The organism is Cryobacterium sp. HLT2-28, assembly GCF_004402495.1.
GTDB lineage: Bacteria > Actinomycetota > Actinomycetes > Actinomycetales > Microbacteriaceae > Cryobacterium > Cryobacterium mannosilyticum.
Map to the genome: position 1 here is coordinate 206,007 of NZ_SOFH01000008.1, position 19,524 is coordinate 225,530.

Below are 19,524 nucleotides of genomic sequence, written 5' to 3' on the forward strand. Positions count from 1 at the left end.
CTCCAGTCTATGGAGCACCACTGACAGTCGACTCGGCGGCGGCCCGCACACGGCGCCAGAGATCGTCGACCTGGGCCAGGGTCTGGCCGAGAGTGCCGGTGGTGTCGATGACGACGTCCGAGACGGCCAGACGCTCGGCGTCGCTGGCCTGGGACCGGATCCGGCGCTTGGCTTCCGCCTCGGGCATCCCGCGGAGGTCGACCATCCGCTGCACCCGGGTTGCCTCGTCGGCCTGGGTGACCACGATCAGGTCGAACGGGTGGTCGACGGCGGCCTCCACCAGCAAGGGGACGTCGTAGACGACGACCGCGTGCGGGTCCCTCTCCGCGGCCTCGCGGATCATCAGGTTCGACAGGGAACGAACGGCCGGGTGCACGATCGAATTGAGCAGGGCGAGGGACGCAGGGTCGGCGAAGACGACGGCCCCCAGCGCCGCCCGGTCGAGGCTGCCGTCCGGCGCGATCACCGAGGGGCCGAATGAGCGGGTGATCTCCTCGAGGGCTGCGGTGCCGGGCTCCACCGCGACCCGGGCGAGGCGGTCGGCGTCGATGTGCACGGCGCCGAGTTCGCTGAGCCTGCGCGCCACGGTGCTTTTTCCGGATGCGATCCCGCCGGTCAGTCCAATCAGGTACACCCGTGCAATGCTAACGTCCCGCGGGGCGCTCAGCGGCCCGGGTTACCCGTGCAGTCCACCGCTGACGCGGATAGGTGATGGTGACCGGCGTCGTCGAGTCGTCGGCCGGCACGGTGTCGGTCGGGACCGGATCTGTCACGTGCGGGAACAAAACAGGCCGGACCCCGAAGGGCCCGGCCTGGTTCAACCGGACGGCACCGTGCAGGTGCCGTCCGGCGGGGTGGAGATTCGCTGCTAGTTGGAGCTGGAGAGCTTCTCGCGCAGAGCGGCGAGGGCCTCGTCGTCCGCGAGGGTGCCGGCGCCGGCGGTCTCGCTGGAGAAGGAGGAACCTGCTGCGGACGGGACATCGCCGGGGGCGATGATCTCGTCGTTGGCGGAGGCCACCTGCTTCTTGTGGGCTTCCCAGCGAGCCTGGGCTGCAGCGTAGTCCTGCTCCCACTTCTCGCGCTGGGTTTCGAAGCCTTCGCGCCACTCGTTGGTCTCCGGGTCGAAGCCCTCAGGGTACTTGTAGTTGCCCTGGTCGTCGTACTCGGTGAGCATTCCGTAGAGTGCCGGGTCGAACTCGGTGCCCTCGGGGTCGACACCCTCGTTGGCCTGCTTGAGGCTCAGCGAGATGCGGCGACGCTCGAGGTCGATGTCGATGACCTTGACGAAGACCTCGTCGCCGACGGAGACGACCTGTTCGGCGAGCTCGACGTGCTTGCCGGAGAGCTCGGAGATGTGGACCAGGCCCTCGATGCCCTCGGCGACGCGAACGAACGCGCCGAACGGGACGAGCTTGGTGACCTTACCCGGTGCAACCTGGCCGATGGCGTGGGTGCGGGCGAAGACCTGCCACGGGTCCTCCTGCGTCGCCTTGAGCGACAGCGACACGCGCTCGCGCTCGAGGTCGACCTCGAGGATCTCGACGGTGACTTCCTGACCGACCTCGACGACCTCGCTGGCGTGCTCGATGTGCTTCCAGCTGAGCTCGGAGACGTGAACCAGACCGTCAACGCCGCCCAGGTCGACGAACGCACCGAAGTTGACGATCGACGAGACGACGCCCTTGCGGACCTGTCCCTTCTGGAGGTTGTTGAGGAACGTGGTGCGGCTCTCGGACTGCGTCTGCTCGAGCAGGGCACGGCGGGACAGCACGACGTTGTTGCGGTTCTTGTCGAGTTCGAGGATCTTGGCCTCGATCTCCTGGCCCAGGTACGGGGTCAGGTCGCGAACGCGGCGCAGCTCGATGAGCGATGCGGGAAGGAAGCCACGGAGGCCGATGTCCACGATGAGGCCACCCTTGACAACCTCGATGACCGAACCGGTGACAACGCCATCCGACTCCTTGATCTTCTCGACGTCGCCCCATGCACGCTCGTACTGAGCGCGCTTCTTGGACAGGATGAGACGGCCTTCTTTGTCTTCCTTCTGAAGAACGAGGGCCTCAACCAGGTCGCCGACCTTGACGACCTCAGAGGGGTCAACGTCGTGCTTGATGGAAAGTTCGCGGGAGGGGATGACACCCTCGGTCTTGTAGCCCACGTCGAGGAGAACCTCGTCGCGGTCGATCTTCACCACGGTGCCTTCGATGAGGTCGCCGTCGTTGAAGAATTTCAGAGTCTTTTCGACCGCGGCAAGAAAGTCTTCAGCAGATCCAATGTCGTTGATGGCGACCTGCTTGGGTGCCCGTTCGGTCGTTGCGATTGTCATGTAGTAGTTGCTCCAGGATGGACATAGATCGGGCCACACGCAGAAAGGATTTCAGGGTTGCGCACCGCGCATGGCAGCGGATAGTTCGTCACAAACGTGACAGTCAACCTTAGCTGTTTGCGGAGGGGCGCGGCAACTTCACTCGAACCGGCCGGAACCGGTGACGAGCCCGGTCTCGCCACCGGTTCGCAGGCCCTAACCGAGCATCGCCGAACGCAGCGTGTCGAGGCCGACCCCGCCGAGGTCCAGGGCCTTGCGGTGGAATTCCTTGATCGAGAACGCGTCGCCCTCCTTCTCACGGGAGGTGTCGCGCAGCTCTTCCCAGATCCGCTGGCCGACCTTGTAGGAGGGTGCCTGGCCGGGCCAGCCGAGGTAACGGTTGACCTCGAACTTCACGAAGCCGGCGTTCATGTTCACGTTCCGGCGGAGGAAGTCGAACGCGTAGTCCGCCGTCCACGGTCCGGAACCGTCCGGGAGCTGCTTCTCCAGGTGCACCCCGATGTCGAGCACGACGCGGGCGGCGCGCATCCGCTGCCCGTCGAGCATGCCGAGGCGGTCGGCCGGGTCGTCGAGGTAGCCGAGCTGTTCCATCAGGCGTTCGGCGTAGAGGGCCCAGCCCTCGGCGTGGCCCGAGGTGCCGGCCAGCTGACGGCGCCAGGTGTTCAGTTTGGCCCGGTTGTAGACGGCCTGGCCGATCTGCAGGTGGTGCCCGGGGATTCCCTCGTGGTAAACGGTGGTGAGTTCGCGCCAGGTGTCGAATTCGGTGACGCCGACGGGGACGGACCACCACATCCGGCCGGGGCGGGAGAAGTCGTCGGTGGGTCCGGTGTAGTAGATCCCGCCCTCCTGGGTGGGGGCGATCAGGCACTCGAGCCGTTTGATCTCGTCGGGGATGTCGAATTGGGTGCCGGAGAGTTCGGCCACGGCGCGGTCGCTGGTCTCCTGCATCCACTTCTGCAGCGCCTCCGTGCCGTGCAGTTTGCGGCTCGGGTCGGTGTCGAGGTGGGCGATCGCCTCGAGCACGCTCGCGCCCGGCTTGATCTGGTCGGCGATGCTCTCCTGCTCGGCGACCATCCGGGCCAGTTCCTCCACGCCCCAGTCGTAGGTCTCGTCGAGGTCGACGGTGGCGCCGAGGAAACGGCGGGACTGGAGCGCGTACAGCTCGCGGCCGACCGCGTCCTTCTCGGGTGCGGCGCCTTCCAGCGTGCCGCCGAGGAATTCGGCGAGCGTGCCGTAGGCAGCGGCGGCGGCGCGCGCCCCCGCGGCGAGGCCGGTGGCCAGCGAGGCCGGCAGGCTGCCGGATTCCAGGCTCGCCTCCGCGGCGAACCGGGCGAAGAAACCACCGTTCGCGGCGTGGCGTTTCGCCTGGCCGGCGACCTCGCGCACCTGGCGCCTGGCCGGCATGATCCCCTGGCGCATTCCCTCGCGGAGGGTCTGGAGATAGCCGTCCATTGCCGCGGGGACACTGCCGAGGCGGGCGGCGATGTTCTCCCAGTCGTCGACGGTCCTGGTCGGCATCAGGTCGAAGATCTCGCGGATGCCCTGAGCCGGCGAGGCGATCACGTTCAGGTCCCGCAGCTGGAGTCCCGCGTCGTGGCTCTCCAGGTCGAGGGCGAGCGAGCTGCGCAGGTCGGTGCGGGTGACGACGTCGACGTCGTCGGCGACTGGTGCCGCATCGAGGAGGGCGATGACCTTCTTCGCCTCGAGCCGGCGGCGCTCGTCGCCGGCGGGCGAGTAGTCCCCGAACCGGCCGTCGCCCTCGGTGCGGCCGATGTAGGTCCCCACCGTCGGGTCGAGGTCGACGAGGGTATCGACCCAGTCCTCGGCGATCCGGTCGATCGGGGTCGGAGTGCGCTGAAGCTCGTGTGTCATGGCCCGAGCCTAGGACACCGGGGACCGCGCCGTCTTCCCCCCGATCGGCAGGGTCACCACGAACCGCGCGCCCGGCCGGTGAAGCGGGTCGATCACGATCGCCCCGCCGTGGGCGGCGACGATCTCCCTGGCGATGGCCAGGCCCAGGCCGCTGCCGCCTTGGGACCGGGCCTCGTCGACCCGGGCGAACCGTTCGAAGACGCGGCCCTGCTCTGCGGCCGGGATTCCCGGTCCGTCGTCCGCGACGGTCAGTTCGGCCTGGCCGCCGACCTCGCGCAGGCTGACCACGATCTGGGGGCCGCCGTGCTGCGCCGCGTTGTCGAGCAGGTTGCGCACCACCCGGGCGAGCCGGTCGCGGTTCCCCCGGACCTGGGCACCGGACACCCGGCTGACGTCGACCGAGACCGATTCGGTGCCGCGCATCCGGCATGCCTCGGCCATCACGACGTCGTCGAGGTCGACGAGGTCGCCCACGCGTGGTTCCTGCGCGTTGTCGGCGCGGGCGAGCAGGAGCAGGTCGTCGATCAGCCGTTGCAGGGTGTCGGCCTCGTCGAGCACGCTCTGCCGGGTGGCTGCGGCGTCCGCCTCCTCGGGGTGCGCCCGATCGACCTCGAGCTGGGCGCGAATGCGGGCCAGCGGCGTGCGGAGCTCGTGCGACGCGTCCGCAACGAAGCGCCGCTGCCGGGTGTCGGCCGTTTCCACCCGTTCGAGCATCTCGTTCATGGTGCGCGCGAGCCGGGCGATCTCATCCTGGGTCTTCGGTTCGGGCACCTTCCGGTTCAGGGTGGAGCCGGACACGCCCGCCACCCGGCGGCGAATGGCCTCGACCGGTCGGAGGACCCGACCAACCAGCAGCCAGACCACTACCGCGAGGAGCAGTGACGCGGCGGGAACCGCGATCAGCAGGCCCCTGAGGAGAGTGTCGACGCTGTCCTGCACGTCGTCCAGGGGTGTGCCTACGAGCACGCGGAGGCCGTTCCTGGTCGTGGCGAGCAGCCGGAAGTCCGGGCCGGGACTGGACCGCATGGTCTGGAATCCGTCGCCGGATCCGGGGCTTCCGGCCAGTCTGGCGTCGGCGAGGGAGTGGGCGGTGGCGGCGATCTCCCGGCCGGCGGCATCCGTGACCCTGGCGAAGGATTCGTCGTCACCCTGGCCGGAGATGACGGCCGGCAGCGTTCCGGCGTCGACGATGGCGATGATCGCCCTGCTGTGTCGGCGCAGGTTCTCGTCGACGTTGTCGGTCAACACCGACCGTTGGGCGGTGACGAGGGCCCCGCCGGTGGCGACCAGGACGACGAGCACGGCGAAGGTCGCTGCGGCGGTGATCCGCCAGCGCACACTGCCGATCAGCCAGGTCGCCCGCACTGCGCCTGCCTATCGAGCCTCGGGGCTGCGTGGCCCCGTGCCTGCAGCCAGCCGATAGCCCGCACCGCGCAGGGTCTCGATCGTGGCGTGACATTCGTGGTGTTCGAGCTTTCGGCGCAGTCGGGCGACGTACACCTCGACGATGTTGGGGTCGCCGTCGAAGTCGTCGCTCCACACGCCGTCCAGGATGTGCTGTTTGGACAGCACCTGGCCGGCCCGGTGCACCAGGAAGTGCAGCACGTCGAACTCGCGGGAAGTGACCGTGAGCTCCGTCTCTCCGACCCACACGCGGTGGTAGAGCGGATCGATCCGGAGGTCGGCGACCCGGCTCGGCGGCGGAGTCGCCGAGCCGCTCCGCCGGATCAGGGCGTGCAGGCGCGCCACGAGCACGGGGAAGGAAAACGGCTTCACCAGATAATCGTCCGCGCCGGTGTCCAGAGCCTCGGCCTCGTCGAGGTCACCGTCCTTCGCGGTGAGCATGAGAATGGGTGTCCAGTTGTCGACCGCGCGGAGGTCGGCGCAGACCAGGAACCCATTCCGGCCCGGCATCATGATGTCCAGGACGATGGCGTCGTAGCTGCCCTCGCTCGCTCGCCAGAGTCCGTCGATTCCGTTGCGTTCGACGTCCACAATGAACCCCTCGGCGCGGAGGCCGCGCCCGACGGCGGCCGTGATCTTCTCATCGTCGTCGACCAGGAGCACTTTCATGGGACGCCCTTCCTGCCGGATCCTTCCGGGCGGCCGCCGGCTGCGGCCGCCCGGTGAAGTACGGCTTCGGCTCAGCCCTCGGCGCCGCCCTTCGGCACCAGGACCACCTGGAATGCCCGGTCAAGCTGCACATCGACTTCGGTGCCGTCGTCGAAGGTCACTTCGACCTCATAGTAGCTCTCCTCGTCGCCGACCTCGGTCTCGGTGACCCGGCCTTGACCGGTCTCGGCCAGGGCCGCCGCGCTCGCCTGGGCGAGTGCCGGGCCGGTGATGGCCGTCTCCGAGTCGCCGGGTCCGGTGTCCGCGGCGTTCGCGGCCGGGAGGGCACCCACCACACCGAGGCCAGCCAGAGTGGCGAGTCCTGCGATGGCTGCCTTGTGGGTCGTCTTCATCTTCTTCTTCATGGCTTCTCCTTGCCTGTTGGATCGAGCGCGCGTCGCCCGATCCCGATCACGGTAGGAGACGGATGCTGACTCCACCCTGAACGATGCCCGGGCGTCGATTCGCGATCGTTCAGGGTGGGTTCAGAACCGACGGCGCACGCTGGGTGTCGGCGGGACGCATCCGTGCCGCCCCATCGACGCAAACCGATGACAACGCTTAGAGGAGGCCGTAATGAAGGAAGAAACGAACCGGGCCCGGCGCCCCCTCGCCGTTCTCGCCGCCCTCGGTGGCACCGCGGTGCTGCTGTCGGCCTGCTCGACGATCGTCGGGACCACCGAGCCGACGGCGACCGGGCGCGACCGGGCGCTGCCCCTGGGCAGCGAGAAGGTGACGCTCGACCCGAAGGATTTCTCGGTCGAGATCACCAACCGGTACTGGCCGATGAAGCCGGGAACCCGGTGGACCTACCGGGAGAGCGACGGCAGTGGTGGCGTCCTCGATGTTGTCGTCACCGTGACCGGCGACACCAGGAAGATCGCGAACGGCGTCACGGCGCGGGTGGTGCGGGACACGGTGTCCCAGGGCGGGGCGATCGTCGAGGACACCATCGACTGGTACGCCCAGGACTCGCAAGGGGCGATCTGGTACCTCGGCGAGCAGACGGCCGAGTTCGAGAACGGCGTGGTCACCTCCACCGCCGGGTCGTTCGAGGCCGGGGTCGACGGTGCGCAACCGGGGATCGTCCTCCCGGCCGAGCCGCTGCCCGGCCAGAAATACCGGCAGGAATTCTACCGGGGCCAGGCCGAGGACAACGGTGAGGTCGTCAGCGTCACGGAGATGGCCACCGTCCCCCTGGGACACTTCACTGAGGTGCTGCTCACCCGGGACACGATCACGATCGAACCGGATGTGCTGCAGTACAAGCTGTACGCGCCGGGCGTCGGCCCGGTGCTGATCCTGGACGTGGCGGGCCCGTCTGCCGGTCGCGAGGAACTGATCAGCGTGACGGTGGTGCCGTCGGACACCGGAACGGGGCCGCTGGGCGAACCGCGGTAGGGCAGGTGGGCCCGGTCAGTGCGCGGCGGCATCCCAGTTCGCGCCTCGGCCGACCTGCACCTCGAGCGGCACGAGCAGGTCGGCCGCCGTCTCCATCCGGTGGGTCACCACGGCGCGGAGGGCGTCCCATTCCCCGGGCGCGACCTCGAAGATCAGTTCGTCGTGGACCTGCAGCATCATCCGGGACTCGAGGGCGCCCTCGGCAAGGTCGTCGGCGATGCCGTTCATCGCGATCTTCATGATGTCGGCGGCCGACCCCTGGATCGGCGCGTTGAGGGCCGCGCGTTCCGCGTTCTCGCGGAGCACCCGGTTGGCGCTGTGCAGTTCGGGGAAGGGGCGCCGGCGGCCGAAGATGGTGGCGGTGTAGCCGTCGAGCTTGGCCTGTTCGACGACATGCCTGAGGTAGTCCCGCACCGCGCCGAACCGGGCGAAGTAGTCACCGATCAGCTGTTTGGCTTCCTTCGTGTCGATCCGGAGCTGGCGGGACAGCCCGAATGCGCTCAGCCCGTAGGCGAGGCCGTAGGACATCGCCTTGACCTTGGTGCGCATCTCGGGGGTGACGTCGGCGGGGGCGACGCCGAAGACGCTCGCGCCGACGAACCGGTGCAGGTCCTCGCCGGCGTTGAAGGCCTCGATCAGCCCGGCGTCCTCGGAGAGGTGCGCCATGATGCGCATTTCGATCTGGGAGTAGTCCGCGGTGAGGAGGCACTCGCTGCCGGGCCCGGCGTGGAAGGCGGCGCGGATGCGGCGGCCCTCTTCGGTGCGCACGGGGATGTTCTGCAGGTTGGGGTCGGTCGACGAGATGCGCCCGGTGGCCGTGCCGATCTGCACGTAGTTGGTGTGGATGCGGCCGGTCGCGTCGATGGCCTTGTCGAGGGTCTCCACGATCTGGCGCAGCTTGGTCGCGTCGCGGTGCTGCAGGAGCAGGTCGAGGAAGGGGTGCGGGTTGCTGGCCTGCAGGTCGGCGAGGGCGCCGGCATCCGTGGAATACCCGGTCTTGTTCGCCCGGGTCTTCGGCATCCCGAGCTGGTCGAACAGCACCTCCTGGAGCTGCTTGGGCGACCCGAGGTTGACCTCGCGGCCGATCTCGGCGTAGGCGCCCGCGGCCAGGGCGGCGGAGCGTTCGCCGAGTTGGGCGGACAGCGCCGACAGCTCGTCGTGCGAGACGGCGACCCCGGTCAGTTCCATGTCCACGAGCGCGACCAGGGTGGGCATCTCAATGCCCGTCAGCACCCGCTGGGAGCCCTCGTCGAGCTGCGCGGCCAGGACCTGGGCCAGGCGGACGGTGTACCACGCCTGCATGGGGACTCCCCCGGCCTCGGCCTCGTCCGGCACGAGCTGGTTGGGGTCGTGCACGGGGAGGGTCTCGTCGAGATAGCGGGAGACCAGGTCGGTGAGCGTCTTGTCGGGGCCGCCCGGGCGCAGCAGCCAGCCGGCGATGAGGGTGTCGGCAGCCAGGCCGGTGAAGGCCAGGTTGCTGCGGCGCAACGCCTTGATCTGGTTTTTGGCGTCGTGCATGATCTTGGGCGAGTCGCTGGCGAGCCATTCCTCGAGGGGGAGGTAGTCGGTGCGGCCCGGCTGCCAGGGCAGGTTGACGGTCTCGGTCGGGCCGGCCAGGCCGAACCCGATCGCCTTGCCGTCCTGCACCTCGACGCACAGGCCGACGCCCTCCGGCGAAGCCGCCACGGCCCGGCCGATCCAGGCGCCGAGTTCCTCGTCGAGCAGGTCCTGGGCGGCGGGCGCCGTCGGGGCGGGGACGGTTTCCGGGGCCGCGGCCGGAGTCGGGGCGGAGTCACCCTCCACGGGCCCACCCTCGAGCTTGATCACCCGCTCGAGCAGGGTCTTGAATTCGAGCCGGCCGAAGATCTCGCGCACGGCCGGTTCGTTGATCTGGCCGCGGGCCAGGTCGGTGATCTGCACGGGCAGGTCGAGGTCGGTCACCAACCGGTTCAGCCGGCGGTTGCGGATCGCGTTCTCCTTCTGCTCGCGCAGGTTGTTGCCGACGACGCCCTTGATCTCCTCGGCGTGTTCGAGGATCCCGTCGAGGCTGCCGTACAGTCCCAGCCATTTCACGGCTGTCTTCTCGCCGACCTTGGAGATGCCGATCAGGTTGTCGCTGGTCTCGCCGACCAGCGCCGCGACATCCGGATACTGGGCCGGCTCGATGCCGTATTTCTCCATCACGCGCTCCGGGTCGTACCGGGTCAGTGCGGACACGCCCTGGCTGGCCGGATAGAGCAGGGTCACGTTGTCGTTGACGAGTTGGATGGTGTCCCGGTCGCCCGAGACGACGAGCACGTGGTACCCCTCGGTGGTGCCGCGCACGGACAGGGTCGCGAGGATGTCGTCGGCCTCGAAGTCTTCCTTCGTCAGGGTCGTGATGTTCATCGCGGCGAGGGCGTCCTGGAGCAGCGGGACCTGGCCGATGAATTCGCTGGGAGTGCTGGCCCTGGTGCCCTTGTAGTCGGGGTACTCGCGGGTGCGGAAGGAGAACCGGGAGATGTCGAAGGCCACCGCGATGTGGGTGGGCTTCTCGTTGCGCAGCAGGCTCAGCAGCATCGAGATGAACCCGTGGATGGCGTTGGTGTGCTGCCCGTCCCGGGTCTGGAAACTGTCGACCGGGAGAGCATGGAACGCCCGGTAGGCCAGAGAATGGCCGTCGATGATCATCAGGGTAGGCTTTTCGGAATCCAACACAGAGACAGCCTACAAGCGTCGTCAGACGCGGGCAGGGTGCGGCGACCAAAGGTGATCATGATCGAGAAGACCGAAGACGCGTTGGCCTGGGTTCAGGAGCGCGGGGCAGGCAGCCTGGCCGAGAAGATGGGGATCGAGTTCGTCGAGTTCACGATCGAACGGGCGATCGCGCGGATGCCTGTCGAGGGCAACACCCAGCCGGCGATGCTGCTGCACGGCGGAGCCTACGTGGTGCTGGGCGAGTCGCTCGGGTCGATGGCGGCCAACCTGTACGCCGGTCACGGGCGTCTCGCGGTGGGCATCGAGATCAATGCCAGCCACACGGGGTCGGCCACGTCCGGCTATGTCACGGGCGTGTGCACGCCGCTGCATCTGGGCCGCACGCTGACCACCCACGAAATCGTCGTCACCGACGATCGGGGCCGGCGCTGTTCGACCATCCGGATCACCAACCTGATCAAGGAACTGCCGGCGTCTGCATAGACGCAACGCAGGCAACCCGTCCACCCACGGTTTGCCTGCGTGTCTCGCTCAGAGTTGTGAGTGTCGCCTATTTCTTGGCGGAGAGCTGCTCGATGATCGCCTGGGCGACGTCGTGCATGGTGAGGCGACGGTCCATGGAGGCCTTCTGGATCCAACGGAACGACTCCGGCTCGGAGAGGCCCATCTTCTCGTTGAGCAGGCCCTTGGCCCGGTCGACGAGCTTGCGGGTCTCGAAGCGCTCGACCAGGTCGGCGACCTCGGCCTCGAGCGTGATGATCTGGCTGTACCGGGAGAGGGCGATCTCGATCGCCGGGAGCAGGTCGTTCGGCGTGAACGGCTTGACGACGTAGGCCAGCGCGCCGGCCTCGGTCGCCCGCTCGACGAGCTCTTTCTGGCTGAAGGCCGTGAGCAGCACGACCGGCGCGATGTGCGCCTTGGTGATGCGTTCGGCGGCGGAGATGCCGTCGAGGTGCGGCATCTTCACGTCCATGATCACCAGGTCGGGCCGCAGCTCGGTGGCGAGGGCGACGGCGGTTTCGCCGTCGCCGGCTTCGCCGACCACTTCGAATCCGGCGTCGCGGAGGATTTCGACGATGTCGAGGCGGATGAGGGACTCGTCTTCGGCCACGACAACGCGGCGAGGAGGAACTGGGGTGGAATCTTGGTCGGTCACGGGTCAAAGCCTACGGTATTCTGATCCAGGTGTTGTGAGCCGGTGTGGCGGAATGGCAGACGCGGAGCACTCAAAATGCTTTGTTCGAGAGGACGTGTGGGTTCGAGTCCCACCACCGGTACCAACACCCCCGCATCACCCCTCGCTCTCCCCCGGCGTCCCTGACGATTCCGCGGTTTGGCGAGAGTACGCAAATTCGCCCCTTCAGCTCCACCGGAGGGGCGTTTTCTGCACTCTCGCGGCCGGGTCAGGGCTGAGGGGAGCAGCGGGGACGGAAAAGCCCCGCCGTCCGGCTGGGCCGGGCGGCGGGGCTTTCTCCGGGAACGAACTAGTTCTTGGCGTAAGCCGGGTGAACCTCGTTGTGCGCGTCACCGACGCGGTGTACACGGATGTCGTTCGTGGAGCCGGCGATTCCGGGAGGGGAACCGCTGATCACGACAACCTTGTCACCGAGCTGGGCCAGACCCTGGCTGAGCAGGATGTCATCCACCTGTCCGAACATGGCGTCGGTGTGGGTGACCCGATCGACCAGGTAGGTCTGGATGCCCCAGCTGAGGGCAAGGCGACGACGGATGCCGGGCTCCGGGGTGAAGGCCAGCATCGGGATCTTCGAGCGCAGGCGGGACATCCGTCTGGCCGAGTCGCCTGACTCCGTGAAGATGCAGAGGAACTTCGCCTCGACGAACTCGGCTACCTCGATGGCGGCGAGGGTGATCGCCCCACCCTGGGTGCGCGGCTTGTTCGTCAGCGGGGCAATGCGCTCCAGGCCGTGGTCCTCAGTCGACGCCACGATGCGCGCCATGGTCTGGACCGTGACGACGGGGTACTCCCCGACGCTGGTCTCGCCGCTGAGCATGACCGCGTCAGCACCGTCGAGCACGGCGTTGGCCACGTCGGACGTTTCCGCGCGGGTCGGGACCGGGCTGTGGATCATGGATTCCAGCATCTGGGTGGCCACGATGACCGGCTTGGCCATGCGACGAGCGAGCTCGACCGCCTGCTTCTGCACGATCGGCACGGCTTCCAGCGGCAGTTCGACGCCCAGGTCGCCACGGGCGACCATGATCGCGTCGAACGCGTCGACGATGCCTTCGAGGTTCTCGACGGCCTGCGGCTTCTCGATCTTCGCGATCACGGGGACGCGGCGGCCTTCTTCAGCCATGATCTCGTGCACGCGGGTGATGTCGGCGGCGTCACGGACGAACGACAGTGCGATCAGGTCCGTTCCGAGCCGGAGGCCCCAGCGCAGGTCGGCCTCGTCCTTTTCGGACAGGGCCGGCACGTTGACCGCGACGCCGGGCAGGTTGATGCCCTTGTTGTTGGAGACGGGGCCCGCGACGACGACCCTGGTGGTCACGACGGTGTCGTTCGTGGCAACGACCTCCACCTTGACCTTGCCGTCGTCGATGAGGAGGAAGTCCCCGGCCTTGACGTCCTGGGGAAGGCCCTTGTACGTGGTGCCGGAGAGTTCCCGGGTACCGACGACCTCTTCGATGGTGATCTTAAAGATGTCGCCGACGGCCAGTTCGTAAGGGCCGCCTTCGAACTTGCCGAGACGGATCTTCGGCCCCTGCAGGTCGACCATGACCGCGACGGCACGGCCGGAGTCATTCGCCGCCTTGCGGACATTCGCGTAAACGCCCTCGTGGACTTGGTAGTCCCCATGGCTGAGGTTCATCCGGCAGACATCGACGCCCGCATCGATGAGCGCTCGAATTTGATCGTAGCTGGATGCTGCCGGCCCGAGGGTGGCGACGATTTTGGCGCGTCTCATACTGAAAATTCTCCGGTTTCCGCGCTTTTTTGGCGCTGTGGTGCTTTCGTGGGGTCAGAGACCACGGGGTGGTGGGTCTCTTGGGTGGTGATCACTTGGGTGTCGGACCAATCAGATTGCGAAGGCATGGTCGGTCGGTTTGACCGGAGCAGGCAGTAAGGTCTCACCTTCGAGGTAACGATCGACGGCGGCTGCCGCAGCCCGGCCCTCGGCGATCGCCCATACGATGAGCGACTGGCCGCGACCGGCGTCTCCGGCAACGAACACTCCTTCGTGACTGGTCTGGTAGTTGCCGCCACGTTCGACATTACTCCGGTCGTCGACCGGCAATTGCAGCTGCGCGGTGAGGTCGCGGGATTCCGGCCCGGTGAATCCGAGGGACAGAAGCACGAGATCCGCGGGGATCTCCCGCTCGGTGCCCGCCTTGGGTACGCGGCGCCCATCGAGGTACTCGGTCTCGGCGACCCGGATCGCGCGCACCTCGCCGGCGTCGTTCGCCAGGAACTCGATCGTCGACGCGAGGTACTGCCGGCTGCCGCCCTCTTCGTGGGCGCTCGACACCTCGAACAGCGTCGGCGACAGCGGCCACGGCTGTTGCTCCGGGCGGCTCGTGCCCGGCTGCTTGCCGATCGCGAGGTTGGTGACGGATGCCGCGAGCTGCCGGTGCGCGGTGCCGATGCAGTCGGCGCCGGTGTCGCCGCCGCCGAGCACGACCACGTGCTTGCCTTCCGCGGTGATCTGCTGGTCGACGGTGTCGCCGGCCCCGACCTTGTTCTGCTGGACCAGGTACTCCATCGCGAAGTGCACCCCGGGCAGGTCCCGCCCGGGGATCGGGAGATCGCGGGGCACCATGGCGCCGGTGGCGATCACCACGGCGTCGTACCGGGCCCGCAGGGCGTCCCAGGTGATGTCGACGCCGATGTTGACGCCGGCCCGGAACCGGGTTCCTTCCGCGGTCATCTGCGCCAGACGCGACTCGAGGTGCTTCTTCTCCATCTTGAAGTCCGGGATGCCGTAGCGGAGCAGCCCGCCGATCCGGTCGTCGCGTTCGAAGACCGCGACGGTGTGGCCGGCGCGGGTGAGCTGCTGCGCCGCGGCGAGCCCGGCCGGGCCGGAGCCGACGACGGCGACGGTCTTGCCGGTGAGGCGCCCCGGCGGCTGGGGCTGCACCCAGCCGTTGGCGAAGGCCTGGTCGATGATGGACACCTCCACCTGCTTGATCGTGACGGCGGGCTGGCTGATGGCCAGAACACAGGCGGATTCGCAGGGTGCCGGGCACAGCCGGCCGGTGAACTCGGGGAAGTTGTTCGTCGAGTGCAGGCGTTCGATCGCCTGCCGGCCCTCGTCCCGCCAGGTGAGGTCGTTCCACTCGGGGATCAGGTTGCCGAGGGGGCAGCCCTGGTGACAGAACGGAACGCCACAGTCCATGCAGCGGCCGGCCTGGCGCTTCAGCTGCGCCGCGTCGCCCTGCTCGTAGACCTCTTTCCAGTCCATCAGGCGCACGGAAACGGGACGACGGGCCGGGGTTTCCCGCTCCGTTGTTTTCAGGAAGCCCTTCGGGTCAGCCATTGGTTACCTCCAGAATGCGGTTCCAGACAACGTCGCCGTCGGGGTCGAGACCCTCGGCGACAGCATTCTGCCTGGTTGCCAGCACGGCCGCGTAGTCCCGCGGCAGCACCTTGACGAATGTGGACATGGTTCTTTCACGGTCGGCGAGCAGCCGGGCCGCGAGCGGTGAATCGGTGTGGGCGCGGTGCTGTTCGAGCAGGTCGCGCACGATCTCCTGGTCGGCGATGCCGAGCGGCGACATGGTCAGTTCCCCGGTTTGCAACGCCTGGAAGTTGACGTTGTCGCTCCGGAGGTCGTAGATGTACGCGGTTCCGCCGCTCATGCCGGCCCCCAGGTTGCGCCCCGTCTCGCCGAGGATCACCGCGAGCCCGCCGGTCATGTACTCGAGGGCGTGGTCGCCGACGCCTTCGACGACGGCGGTCGCGCCCGAGTTGCGCACCAGGAACCGCTCCCCCACGATGCCGCGGATGAACATGCTGCCCTGGGTCGCGCCGTAGCCGATCACGTTGCCGGCGATGACGTTCTGCTCCGCGGGGAAGAGGCTGCGCCGGTCGGGGCGCACGATGATCTGTCCCCCGGAGAGGCCCTTTCCGACGTAGTCGTTCGAGTCGCCCTCGAGCCGCAGGGTGATCCCGCTCGGCAGGAACGCACCGAAGGACTGGCCGGCGGATCCGGTGAGGGTGACGTCGATCGAACCGGCCGGGAGACCCTGTTCGCCGTGGCGCACGGTCACCTCGTGTCCGAGCATCGTACCGACCGCCCGTTCGGTGTTGCGGATGGGCAGCTCGATGGCGATCCTGCCGCCGTTCTCGAGCGCGCTGGCGCTCCGCCGGATGAGCTCGTTGTCGAAGTGCAGTTCCAGCTCGTGCTCCTGCGGGCGGCCGGATTGCCGCGGCTCACCGGCGGAGAAGTCCGGTCCGACCAGGATCGGCGACAGGTCGAGTCCGGATGCCTTCCAGTGCGAGAGAGCGCCGTCCACGTTGAGGATCTCCCGGTGCCCGATCGCCTCCTCGAGACTGCGGAAACCCAGACCGGCGAGGTACTCGCGTACCTCCTGGGCGATGAACTCGAAGAAGTTGATCACGTATTCGGCCTTGCCGGTGAAACGCTTCCGCAGCTCCGGGTTCTGGGTGGCGACGCCGACCGGGCAGGTGTCCAGGTGGCAGACGCGCATCATGACGCAGCCCTCGACGATCAGCGGGGCGGTGGCGAAGCCGAACTCCTCGGCGCCGAGCAGCGCGCCGATGACAACGTCCCTTCCGGTCTTGAGCTGACCGTCGACCTGCAGCACCACCCGGTCGCGCATGCCGTTGAGCATGAGCGTCTGCTGGGTCTCGGCGAGGCCGAGTTCCCACGGGGTTCCGGCGTGCTTGAGCGAGTTCAGCGGGCTGGCGCCGGTGCCGCCGTCGTGGCCGGAGATCAGGATCACATCGGACAGGGCCTTGGCGACGCCGGCCGCGACAGCGCCGATGCCGGACTGGCTGACCAGCTTGGTGTGGATCCGCGCCTGGGGGTTGGCCCGTTTGAGGTCGAAGATCAGTTGTTTGAGGTCTTCGATCGAGTAGATGTCGTGGTGCGGCGGCGGCGAGATCAGACCGACTCCCGCGGTGGCGTGGCGGGTGCGGGCGATCCACGGATACACCTTCGTCGGCGGCAACTGGCCGCCCTCGCCGGGCTTGGCTCCCTGGGCGAGCTTGATCTGGATGTCGTCGGCGTGCGAGAGGTACATGCTCGTCACGCCGAACCGGCCGGACGCGACCTGCTTCACGGCGCTGCGCCGCTCGGGGTCGATCAGCCGGTCGAGGTCTTCACCGCCCTCGCCGGTGTTGGACTTGCCGCCGAGGCGGTTCATCGCGATGGCGAGCGTCTCGTGGGCCTCCGGCGAGATGGAGCCGTAGCTCATTGCTCCGGTCGCGAACCGCTTGACGATCGACTCGACCGACTCGACCTCGTCCAGCGGCACAGGGTGGCGCTTGCTGGTGTCGAAGGTGAACATGCCCCGCAGCGTCATCAGGCTCTCGGCCTGGTCGTCGACGAGTTTCGTGTACTCGCGGAAGATGTCGTACCGGCGGGTGCGGGTGGAGTGCTGGAGCCGGAAGATGGTCTCCGGGTTGAACAGGTGCGGTGACCCATCCCGGCGCCACTGGTACTCGCCCCCCGTGTTCAGGCGCTCGTGCGCGGTGACGGCGGCATCCTGCGGATAGGCGGAGGCGTGACGGGCCTCGTTCTCCGCGGCGATGACATCGATGCCGACCCCGCCGAGCTTGCTGGTGGTTCCGGTGAAGTACTGGTCGATGAATTCCTGGCTGAGGCCGACGGCCTCGAACGTCTGGGCTCCCGCGTACGACGAGACGGTGGAGATGCCCATCTTGGACATGATCTTGAGCACACCCTTGCCGAGGGCCTTGATCACGTTGCGCACGGCCTGTTCGGGCGTTCCGGACGTGATGTGGCCGCTGCGGACGAGGTCCTCGCAGGTTTCCATCGCCAGGTACGGGTTGACCGCGGACGCACCGTAGCCGATCAGGAGGGCCACGTGGTGCACCTCGCGCACATCGCCGGCCTCGACCACGATGCCGACCTTCATCCGGTTCTCGGTGCGGATCAGGTGGTGGTGCACGGCGGCGATCATCAGCAGGGACGGGATCGGCGCGAAGTCCTTGTTGGAATCACGGTCGGACAGCACGATGAACATCGCTCCGGCCTCGATGGCCGCGTCGGCCTCCAGGCACATCTCGGCGATCCGGGCGGACAGGGCGTCGGGCCCGTCGTCGAACCGGTAGAGCCCGCGGATGGTGGTGGTCGTGCGACTGCCCGGCGCGGTGTCGATGTGCTGGATCTTGGCCAGCTCGTCGTTGTCGATCACCGGGAAGTCGAGGACGACCTGCCGGGCGTGCTCCGGTCCGGCCGAGAGCAGGTTGCGCTCCGGGCCGAGCCCGAGCTTGAGCGAGGTGACGACCTCTTCCCGGATCGAGTCGAGCGGCGGGTTGGTCACCTGCGCGAACTGCTGGGTGAAGTAGTCGAAGATGAGCCTCGGCCGGTCGCTGAGCACCGCGATCGGGGTGTCGGAACCCATCGCTCCGAGCGGTTCCCCGCCGGTGCGCGCCATCGGCGCGAGCAGGACCCGCACCTCTTCCTCCGTGTAGCCGAAGGTGCGCTGGCGGCGCACGACGGATGCCGGCGGGTGCACGATGTGCTCCCGGTCGGGCAGGTCCTTGAGGTTGATCCGGCCCGCGTCGAGCCAGGTTCCCCACGGTTCGCTGGCGGCCAGGTCGGCCTTGATCTCGTCGTCCTCGATCAGTCGCCCGGCGACGGTGTCGACGAGGAACATCTTGCCGGGGCGGAGCCGGCCCTTGCGCACGACGCGGGCGGGGTCGATGTCGAGCACGCCGATCTCGCTGGCAAGTACGACGAGTCCGTCATCGGTGATCAGGTAGCGGCCGGGGCGGAGTCCGTTGCGGTCGAGGGTGGCGCCGACCAGGGAACCGTCGGTGAAGACGATCGCGGCCGGCCCGTCCCACGGTTCCATCAACATGGAGTGGTACTCGTAGAAGGCGCGGCGTTCCTCGTCGAGGTCGGTCTGGTTCTCCCAGGCCTCCGGCACCATCATCATGACGGCGTGCGGGAGGGAACGCCCGGACAGGCTGAGCAATTCGACGACCTCGTCGAACGAGGCGGAGTCGCTTCCGCCCGGGGTGACGATCGGCAGCAGCGGGGCCAGGTCGCCGAGCAGTTCGGATTCGAGTTGGGACTGGCGTGCCTGCATCCAGTTGCGGTTGCCCTGCACGGTGTTGATCTCGCCGTTGTGCGCGATCATCCGGAACGGCTGCGCGAGCGGCCAGGACGGGAACGTGTTCGTGGAGTACCGGGAGTGCACCAGTGCCAGCTTGGAGACGAACCTGGGGTCGGAGAGGTCAGGGTAGAACGGTTCCAGCTGAAGGGTGGTGACCATGCCCTTGTAGACCATGGTGCGGCAGGACAACGAAGCGAAGTAGATCTCCAGCTCTCGTTCGGCGCGCTTCCGCAGCCGGACCGCCTGGCGGTCCAGGGCGATGTCGCCGAGGGTCGACCCGGCGTCGTCGGTTCGTTCGCTCTGCACGAAGAGCTGCTGGATCGCCGGCATGGCGGCCCTGGCCAGGTTCCCGACCTCGTCGGGACGCACGGGGACCTCGCGCCAGCCGAGGATCGTGAGGCCTTCTTCGCGCACGATCCGCGCGATCTCACGCTTGATCTTGCTGCGGGAGGTCGGGTCGGTGGGCAGGAAGACGTTGCCGACGGCGTACCGTCCGACCGCGGGGAGGGAGAAGTCCGTGACGGAGCGGAGGAAGTCGTCGGGGATCTGGGTGATGATGCCGGCGCCGTCGCCGGTACCGGCATCCGAGCCCACCGCGCCGCGGTGTTCGAGGTTGCGGAGCGCGTCGAGGGCGAGCGTGATGATGTCGTGGCCGGCCGTGCCGCGCAGGGTGGCGACCATGGCCAGACCGCAGGCGTCCCGTTCGTCGGCAGGGTTGTACAGCCCCTGGGGCTGCGGCACGCTGCTGAAGCGCGAGAAGAGGGGTGTGTGCGGCATGGGACCGTCCTCACGAAGTGACTGGCAAGTGGGGACGACGCTGGCCC

Annotated in this window: 13 protein-coding genes and 1 tRNA gene; 3 read left to right on the forward strand and 11 right to left on the reverse strand. The window is 68.0% G+C overall.

Annotation, left to right across the window (positions count from 1 at the left end; all coding sequences use genetic code 11):
• Positions 1 to 7 precede the first annotated feature (7 nt).
• The 6 genes from coaE to E3O48_RS04050 form a co-directional block, all read right to left on the reverse strand.
• The gene (coaE, locus tag E3O48_RS04025; RefSeq protein WP_134537392.1) at positions 8 to 634 is read right to left on the reverse strand and encodes a dephospho-CoA kinase; all 627 of its coding nucleotides are present in this window, start codon (positions 632 to 634) and stop codon (positions 8 to 10) included.
• 234 nt (positions 635 to 868) lie between these two features.
• Positions 869 to 2,326 carry a 30S ribosomal protein S1 gene (gene rpsA / locus E3O48_RS04030; protein ID WP_134506644.1) on the reverse strand — a complete coding sequence of 486 codons (1,458 nt, stop codon included), beginning with the start codon at positions 2,324 to 2,326 and terminating at the stop codon, positions 869 to 871.
• A gap of 195 nt (positions 2,327 to 2,521) precedes the next feature.
• Complete coding sequence (locus E3O48_RS04035) at positions 2,522 to 4,198, reverse strand: DUF885 domain-containing protein (protein ID WP_134537393.1); 1,677 nt, start codon at positions 4,196 to 4,198, stop codon at positions 2,522 to 2,524.
• Positions 4,199 to 4,207: 9 nt separating this feature from the next.
• Positions 4,208 to 5,563 carry a cell wall metabolism sensor histidine kinase WalK gene (locus E3O48_RS04040; protein WP_134537394.1) on the reverse strand — a complete coding sequence of 452 codons (1,356 nt, stop codon included), beginning with the start codon at positions 5,561 to 5,563 and terminating at the stop codon, positions 4,208 to 4,210.
• A gap of 9 nt (positions 5,564 to 5,572) precedes the next feature.
• Entirely contained in the window at positions 5,573 to 6,271 is a 699-nt protein-coding gene (locus E3O48_RS04045) for a response regulator transcription factor (protein WP_134537395.1), read from the reverse strand.
• Positions 6,272 to 6,342: 71 nt separating this feature from the next.
• Positions 6,343 to 6,675 (reverse strand): PepSY domain-containing protein, encoded by a 333-nt coding sequence (locus E3O48_RS04050; RefSeq protein WP_198413023.1) that lies wholly within the window; start codon positions 6,673 to 6,675, stop codon positions 6,343 to 6,345.
• Between the two features lie 211 nt (positions 6,676 to 6,886).
• Here E3O48_RS04050 and E3O48_RS04055 point away from each other — a divergent pair, with 211 nt between their 5' ends.
• Positions 6,887 to 7,711, forward strand: a complete 825-nt coding sequence (locus E3O48_RS04055; protein ID WP_134537396.1) for a hypothetical protein — start codon at positions 6,887 to 6,889, stop codon at positions 7,709 to 7,711.
• A 15-nt stretch (positions 7,712 to 7,726) separates the two neighbouring features.
• Here E3O48_RS04055 and polA read toward each other — a convergent pair whose 3' ends face one another.
• Complete coding sequence (gene polA / locus E3O48_RS04060; RefSeq protein ID WP_134537397.1) at positions 7,727 to 10,408, reverse strand: DNA polymerase I; 2,682 nt, start codon at positions 10,406 to 10,408, stop codon at positions 7,727 to 7,729.
• A gap of 57 nt (positions 10,409 to 10,465) precedes the next feature.
• Between polA and E3O48_RS04065 the strand changes: the two genes are divergently transcribed.
• Positions 10,466 to 10,891, forward strand: coding sequence for a hotdog fold thioesterase (locus tag E3O48_RS04065; protein ID WP_134537398.1), 426 nt, complete (start codon positions 10,466 to 10,468; stop codon positions 10,889 to 10,891).
• Between the two features lie 67 nt (positions 10,892 to 10,958).
• On the opposite strand, the gene E3O48_RS04070 is transcribed toward E3O48_RS04065, so the two are convergent.
• Positions 10,959 to 11,564 carry an ANTAR domain-containing response regulator gene (locus E3O48_RS04070; RefSeq protein ID WP_134506658.1) on the reverse strand — a complete coding sequence of 202 codons (606 nt, stop codon included), beginning with the start codon at positions 11,562 to 11,564 and terminating at the stop codon, positions 10,959 to 10,961.
• A gap of 38 nt (positions 11,565 to 11,602) precedes the next feature.
• On the opposite strand from E3O48_RS04070, the gene E3O48_RS04075 reads away from it, so the two are divergent.
• A tRNA-Leu gene (locus tag E3O48_RS04075) sits at positions 11,603 to 11,688 on the forward strand.
• Positions 11,689 to 11,892: 204 nt separating this feature from the next.
• Here the strand turns inward: E3O48_RS04075 and pyk are convergent.
• From pyk to gltB, 3 genes are all read right to left on the reverse strand, one after another.
• A complete protein-coding gene (gene pyk, locus E3O48_RS04080; RefSeq protein ID WP_134537399.1) occupies positions 11,893 to 13,338 on the reverse strand; it encodes a pyruvate kinase in 1,446 nt (481 codons plus the stop codon).
• Between the two features lie 111 nt (positions 13,339 to 13,449).
• Entirely contained in the window at positions 13,450 to 14,907 is a 1,458-nt protein-coding gene (locus tag E3O48_RS04085) for a glutamate synthase subunit beta (protein ID WP_134537400.1), read from the reverse strand.
• On the reverse strand, positions 14,900 to 19,477 hold the full coding sequence (gene gltB / locus E3O48_RS04090) for a glutamate synthase large subunit (protein ID WP_134537401.1): 4,578 nt from the start codon (positions 19,475 to 19,477) through the stop codon (positions 14,900 to 14,902). Before gltB ends, E3O48_RS04085 begins: the two co-directional genes overlap by 8 nt.
• Positions 19,478 to 19,524 lie beyond the last annotated feature (47 nt).

Coding starts and splice junctions, on each gene's coding strand:
- gltB (WP_134537401.1), bottom strand. CDS start 19,477: ATGCCGCACACACCCCTCTTCTCGCGCTTCAGCAGCGTGCCGCAGCCC.
- E3O48_RS04035 (WP_134537393.1), bottom strand. CDS start 4,198: ATGACACACGAGCTTCAGCGCACTCCGACCCCGATCGACCGGATCGCC.
- E3O48_RS04065 (WP_134537398.1), top strand. CDS start 10,466: ATGATCGAGAAGACCGAAGACGCGTTGGCCTGGGTTCAGGAGCGCGGG.
- E3O48_RS04085 (WP_134537400.1), bottom strand. CDS start 14,907: ATGGCTGACCCGAAGGGCTTCCTGAAAACAACGGAGCGGGAAACCCCG.
- E3O48_RS04050 (WP_198413023.1), bottom strand. CDS start 6,675: ATGAAGAAGAAGATGAAGACGACCCACAAGGCAGCCATCGCAGGACTC.
- pyk (WP_134537399.1), bottom strand. CDS start 13,338: ATGAGACGCGCCAAAATCGTCGCCACCCTCGGGCCGGCAGCATCCAGC.
- rpsA (WP_134506644.1), bottom strand. CDS start 2,326: ATGACAATCGCAACGACCGAACGGGCACCCAAGCAGGTCGCCATCAAC.
- E3O48_RS04055 (WP_134537396.1), top strand. CDS start 6,887: ATGAAGGAAGAAACGAACCGGGCCCGGCGCCCCCTCGCCGTTCTCGCC.
- E3O48_RS04045 (WP_134537395.1), bottom strand. CDS start 6,271: ATGAAAGTGCTCCTGGTCGACGACGATGAGAAGATCACGGCCGCCGTC.